This is a genomic window from cf. Phormidesmis sp. LEGE 11477 (assembly GCF_015207105.1).
Taxonomy (GTDB): Bacteria; Cyanobacteriota; Cyanobacteriia; order Phormidesmidales; family Phormidesmidaceae; genus Phormidesmis.
In genome coordinates this window covers 1-2,181 of record NZ_JADEXO010000242.1, presented here as the reverse complement: position 1 = coordinate 2,181, position 2,181 = coordinate 1, and the positions used below count along the sequence as shown (strand labels likewise).

Annotated in this window: 1 protein-coding gene; it reads left to right on the top strand. The window is 51.6% G+C overall.

Going from position 1 to position 2,181, the window contains the following annotated elements; translation table 11 throughout:
• The first annotated feature begins 332 nt into the window (after window positions 1–332).
• Window positions 333–2,144 (top strand): pyruvate kinase, encoded by a 1,812-nt coding sequence (pyk, locus tag IQ256_RS28975; protein WP_228025398.1) that lies wholly within the window; start codon window positions 333–335, stop codon window positions 2,142–2,144.
• Window positions 2,145–2,181: the final 37 nt, after the last annotated feature.

Genomic DNA, 2,181 nt, shown 5'->3' with positions numbered 1-2,181 from the left:
CTTCCCCTGAGCGTTATGAGGAAATATTTATGGTCTTGTAGATGAGACTGTAGCGTAAGTTCTGAGCCTATGAGCAGATTAAATCAGTTTAAAGACTAACTGATAAGTAGAAGCTGCCTGGAACCTCATATTTATAGAGATTTCGTATTTTTCTCGCTGCTATTGCGCGGCTAGTTTTTGATTATTGTTGGCGATCGCACTTCGCCTAAAAACATCCCCACTTCCCCAGCAAGTTCTCAAGCGCATCCGTTGGCGGCTGACTACTTTGTAGCGGACCTTACAGTGGTATCGTTTGAGCAGATATTTGTCCCTATATTTCCACCCATAAACGTATGCGATCTCATCTGGGAAAGGCGCTGACAGCACGCCCAGCCTTGCGACGAACCAAAATCGTAGCGACCATAGGCCCTGCCACCCAGGACCCTGCCACCCTTAGAGCAATTATTGAAGCAGGTGCGACTACCCTACGACTAAATTTCTCACACGGCGATCAAGAGAACCACCGTCGAAACATTCAGTTGATTCGCCAGATTTCCTTTGAGCTGAAGCAGCCAGTGGCTATTTTGCAAGATCTTCAGGGGCCGAAGATCCGCTTGGGGAAATTTGAAGCAGGCTCTATCCGCTTGGCTAAAGGAGACAGCTTTGTGCTGACTAGCCGCAAAATTCCAGGCACTCAAACTGAGAGCTCGGTGACCTACGAGCCGCTAGTCGAAGAAGTGCCAGAAGGGTCCACCATCTTGCTCGATGACGGCAAAGTAGAGATGAAGGTCGTGGGTAAAGACTTTGTACAGCGCAACTTGAAGTGCGAAGTAGTGGTGGGCGGTAAGCTCTCTAATAGCAAAGGCGTTAACTTTCCAGGCGTTTATCTTTCGATCAAAGCGCTCACAGAAAAAGATAAGGAAGATCTACAGTTTGGCCTGAATCAGAATGTGGACTGGGTGGCGCTGAGCTTTGTGCGTAACCCTCAAGATGTCTTAGAAATTAAAGAGATCATTCAAAATTCGACGAATCGCCGGGTGCCGGTCATCGTGAAAATTGAAAAGCACGAAGCGATTGAACAAATGGATGCGATCCTATCGCTCTCAGATGGCGCGATGGTAGCCAGAGGCGATCTAGGCGTAGAGTTGCCGGCTGAGGATGTGCCGATTTTGCAAAAGCGGCTGATTGCGACAGCCAACCGATTAGGTATTCCGGTGATTACAGCTACTCAAATGCTAGATAGCATGGTGGAGAGCCCTAGGCCGACTAGAGCAGAGGTCTCTGACGTTGCGAATGCCATTTTTGATGGCACCGATGCGGTGATGCTCTCGAATGAGACGGCGGTCGGTGATTATCCGGTGGAAGCTGTAGCGACGATGGCCCGAATTGCGCTGCGGGCTGAGCAAGAGCAGCAGGAGCACCCAATCGACGAATTGAGTAAAAGTCATACGATTCCAAATGCGATTAGCCAGGCGGTCGGACAGATTGCGGCTCAGCTAGAAGCATCGGCTATCATGACGCTGACGCGCTCAGGGGCGACCGCTCGTAACGTATCGAAATTCCGGCCACGAGCGCCCATCTTGGCAGTAACGCCGCTAGTAGATGTGTCTAGGCAGCTTCAGGTTGTTTGGGGCGTGAATCCGCTGCTGGTGGTCGATTTGCATTCTTCGGGCCAAACTTTCCAAGCAGCGATGAACGTGGCTCAAGAAGATGGGCTACTCTACGATGGTGATCTCGTCGTGATGACAGCAGGTACGCTGCAAGGTGTGTCTGGTTCGACCGATTTGATTAAGGTTGAGGTAGTGACGGCGGTGATTGGCTCTGGCCGAGGCGTGGGCGAAGGCTCTGTGAGTGGCCGAGCCCGCGTCGCGCATAATACAGCCGCAATCAAGGACTTTAATACAGGCGAGATCTTAGTGGTGCCACGGACGAGTGCGGACTATGTGGATGCTATTCGTAGAGCGGGTGGCATTATCACAGAGGATGACAGCTTGACTAGCCATGCGGCGGTGCTAGGACTGCGGCTGGGTATTCCGGTCATTGTCGGCGTAGATAGAGCTACCGAGATTATTCGCAATGGCACGATTGTGACGCTAGATATCAGTAAAGGCAGGGTTTGCTCTGGAACGTTCAGTGCGCCCCAAGAAGAAGTAGCGCTTGGCTAGGCGCTGTCAAAGCCAAACTACCCCGTCCCCCGTCCCC

What these genes read in the sequence shown, in the direction of transcription:
- pyk (WP_228025398.1), top strand. Translation starts at nt 333, where the DNA reads ATGCGATCTCATCTGGGAAAGGCGCTGACAGCACGCCCAGCCTTGCGA.